The 4,089-nt window shown below is 67.8% G+C and carries 1 protein-coding gene; it reads right to left on the bottom strand.

Annotated features, from left to right (window positions below):
* The coding region (locus tag BRW65_RS30665) for a condensation domain-containing protein (RefSeq protein WP_139273342.1) at positions 1-4,089 on the bottom strand (4,089 nt) is incomplete at both ends.

Raw genomic sequence — 4,089 nt, 5'->3', positions numbered from 1 at the left:
TGACCATGATCCGCCCGGGCGCCCAGCGCTGCACGATCTCGGCGGGGCAGGCCTCCCCGGCGGCCATCACCGCCACGCCATCCAGCCCGGTCGGGGACAGCGCGGCCAGCGCCGAGGGGGTCTGGCTCAAGACGGTGACGTGTTCGGCGAGCAGGAGCGCGCGCAGGTCGTCGGGGGAGCGGGTGACCTCCTCGCTCACCACCACCAGACGCCCGCCGTGTGCTAGGGCGCCCCAGATCTCCCACACCGAAAAGTCGAACGCATACGAATGACACTGCGCCCACACCTGCCCCGGCCCCAGCTCGATGCCCACTTCCAGTGCGTCGAACAGGCGGGTGACGTTGTGATGCGTAACCGCAACACCTTTGGGTACCCCGGTAGTGCCCGAGGTGTAAATAATGTGTGCGACCTCATCGGGTGCGGGCAACGGCAAACCCGTCTTGGGTTGGGCGTCCATCCGCGGGTCATCGACGTCGACGACGATGAGGCGGCGGCCGTCCAGCCGTGGCCGCAACGCGGCGGTGGTGAGCGCGGCCACCGGCGCGGCGTCGGCCAACACAAACCCGATCCGCTCGTCGGGCAGTGCGGGGTCGATCGGCAGGTAGGCCGCGCCGGTCTTGAGCACCGCCACGATCGCCACAATGGCTTCACCCGAACGCGGGAACAACACCGCCACGCACCCGCCCGGCCCCACCCCACACTCGACCAGCGCGTGCGCCAACCGGTTTGAGGCCTCATCCAACTCGCCATACGTCCACGACCGCGCCCCGCAACACAGCGCCACCGCGTGCGGGGCCCGCAGCACCTGCCCGGCGAACAACGCCGGGATCGACACCGCCGTCCTCGACTCCGTTAACACCGGCCACCGGCCCAACTCACCCAGACGGGTGAGCTCACCGGCCTCGAGCACATCAATCGACGACAACCGCGCCTGCGGATCAGCGGTCATCGCCACCAACACCCGCTCCAACCGTTTGATTAGTGCATGAACGGTTTTGGTGTCGAACACATCGGTGTCGTACTCGACGCGCAGGCCGAGTTCGGCTCCGGGTGTGGCCTGCACCGTGAGTGGGTAGTGGTTGGATTCGCGGCTGGTGAACTCGGTGACGGTCAGCCCGTCGGCGCCCGCTAGCGCTGCGGTGTCGACGGGGTAGTTCTCGTAGACGAACAGCGTGTCGAACAGTTGGTCGTGGCCGGTGGCGCGGTGAATCTCGTTGAGCGCCAGGTGCTGATGGTCGAGGGTGTGGTTGTGGGCGTCGTGCAGTTGGTGGAGCAGGTCGGTGGTGGTGGTGGTTGGTGTGATGTGCGCCCGCACCGGCACGGTGTTGATCAGCAGTCCGACCATCGCTTCCGCGCCGGCTAGCTCGGTGGGTCGCCCCGACACGGCGGTGCCGAAAACGACGTCGCGCTGGCCGGTCAGCCCCATCAGCAGCTGCGCCCACGCCGCCTGCAGCAAGGTGTTGATCGTGGTGCGATTCGAGCGCGCCAGCTGACTGACAGCCTGGGTGATGTCGGCGGATAGCCGGTCCGAGGCAACGGCACGGGGCCCCAATGCCAACCGGCCCGGCTGGGCGACGAGGGTCGGGGTGTCAAAGCCTGCGAGCGCCTGGCCCCAGGCGGAGCGCGCGGCGTCGAGGTCGCGCTCGGCGAGCCAGGTGATGAACCGGCGGTAGGGTGTCGCCGCGGGCAGCCGCCGGCCTTGGTAGCAGGCGAAGATCTCTTGCAGGAGGATGGGGAGCGACCAGCCATCGAGCAGGATGTGGTGGTTGGTCAGCACGATGCGGTGCTCGTTGTCGCCGGTGTGGAGTAGGGCCACCCGGAAGACGGGCTCGTCTGCGAGATCGCAGACCGCTGCGCGTTCGGCGGCGCACAGGCTCGCTATCTGATCTTCTGCATTCGTCTCGAATTCGATGTACTGCCAGGGAACTTCGGGCTTGGCAGGGATGACTTGGATCGGCTGTTCGAATTGTCGACAGAATCTTGCCGCGAGGTGGGGATGACGGCTGACGACCGTGTCGAGCGCGACGCGCAGCCGGTGCGGGTCCAGCGGGCCGGTCACGGAGATCTGCAGCTGGAGGGCGTATACATCGTCGTCGGTGTCGCGCGTGGTGGCGTGGAAGAGCAGCCCTTGCTGCATCGGGGTGAGCGGCAAGATGTCGGCGACGTCGTATTGCTCTTGCAGTTGGTCGATTTGGTGTTGGGTGAGTCGGGCGGGGGTGATGTCGGAGGGGGTCAGGCCGCCGCCGCCGTGGTGGACGTGGGTGCAGATTCCGGTCAGGGCGTCGAACCACAGCTGGCTGAGCCGGGCGATTTGGGTGTCATCGAGAACCGAGGTGGCCCAGGTCCAGGTGGCGTTGAGTTGAGGGCCGGTGTCGGTGTCGATGGTGGCGGCGTTGAGTTCGGCGGTGTGGGACAACGGCATCGGCGCCGTGCTGGCCGCGGCGGTGTCCGACAAACCGTTCTCGCTGATCCGCCACAGCTCATCGATAGCCGCGGGCGCGGTCGCGCCGAGGCGTCCGAGGTAGTTGAATCCGATGGTGGGGTCGGGTGTGGGTGGGTGGGTGTCGGGGTTGAGGTAGCGCAGCAGGCCGTGGGTCAGGGGGTGGGGCAGGGCGCGGAGTTGTTCCTTGGCTGCTTTGATGATGGGGCCCAGTGCGGGGTCGCCGGCTGCGATGTGGTGCCAGCGCAGCCCGGTGACGTTGAGGGCGACGGGGTATTTGGTGGTGAACCAGCCCACGGTGCGTGAGAGGTCGACGGTGTCGGTGAGGTCGTCGTGGCGGCCGTGGCCTTCGACGTCGATACCGACCGGCGCTGCGGTGTCGAGGAATTCGGTCCAGGCCAGTGCGTAGGCGATCAGTAGGATTTCGTGGATGCCGGTGTGGAAGGCGGCGGGGGCGTCGGTGAGCAGCGCCCGGGTGGTGTCGGTGTCCAGGGTGGTGGTCAGGTGTCCGGCGTTGGTGTAGGTGTCGGCGGGTTGGGGTGGGGGCAGGGCGGGGGAGACGCCGCTGATTTGTTGCCAGGTGTCGGCTTGTGCGAGGACGGCGCGGGTGTGGGCGTGCTCGTCGAGCAGCGCGGCCCAGCGCTGGAATGAGGTGCCGGTGGGGGGCAGGGTGATCGGCTGGCCGTGGTGGTGTTGGGCCCAGGCGATGTTGAGGTCTTCCACCAGGATCCGCCAGGACACCGCATCCACGACCAGATGATGAATGATCAACACCAGCCGGCCACTGTCAGCGACCCACAGCGCGCTGAGCATCACCCCATCGCCGGGATTGAGTCGGGATCTGGCCTGGGCCAGCACCTCATCGGTGAGCATTTCGACAGCGCGTAGGCATTCACCGGCACCGACCGCACCGGGTTCGGGGACGGTTAGTGACCGTGTGTTGGTGTCGGCGCGTGCGCGCAGCATGGGGTGGTGGTCGAGCAGTGCTTGCAGGATGGCGAGCACCTCGGCGTGGGTGGCTTGGGTGGGTGCCTGCAGCACCAGGGTTTGGTTGAACTCGTCGATCGGGCCGTTGATGTCGAACAGCCAGTGCATGATCGGGGTGGGCGTGACCGGCCCGATCCCGTCGTCGAGGATCTGTTGCTGGCTCTCGGTGATGCCGGGGATGCGGGCTAGTCGGGCCACGGTCTGCTCGACGAAGATGTCACGGGGACGGCAGGCCAGCCCGGCGGCGCGGGCGCGGGCGACGACTTGCATGGACAGGATGCTGTCGCCGCCGAGGTCGAAGAAGGAGTCGTCGACGCCGACCCGCTCGACCCCGAGGACCTCGGCGTAGATGGTGGCCAGGATTTCTTCGATCGGGGTGCTGGGCGGGCGGTAGTGGTCGGTGTCGGTGTAGTCGGGTGGGGGTAGGGCGCGGGTGTCGAGTTTGCCGTTGACCGTGATCGGCAGGGTGTCCACCGCGACGATCGCGGCGGGCACCATGAAGGGCGGGAGCTGGTCGGCCAGCGCGGCGCGGATTTGGGCCGTGTCGGCGGTGCCGGGTTGGGTTTGGGTGATGTAGGCGGTGAGGCGTTTGTCGCCGGGGCGGTCCTCACGGGCGATGACCGCGGCGTGTTCGACACCGTCGAGGGCGGTCAGCGCGGCCT

Origin of the sequence: Mycobacterium paraffinicum (genome assembly GCF_001907675.1) — a bacterium.
Lineage (GTDB): Bacteria > Actinomycetota > Actinomycetes > Mycobacteriales > Mycobacteriaceae > Mycobacterium > Mycobacterium paraffinicum_A.
Note: the sequence above shows the minus strand (reverse complement) of the source record. Positions and strands in the feature narration are given on the sequence as shown.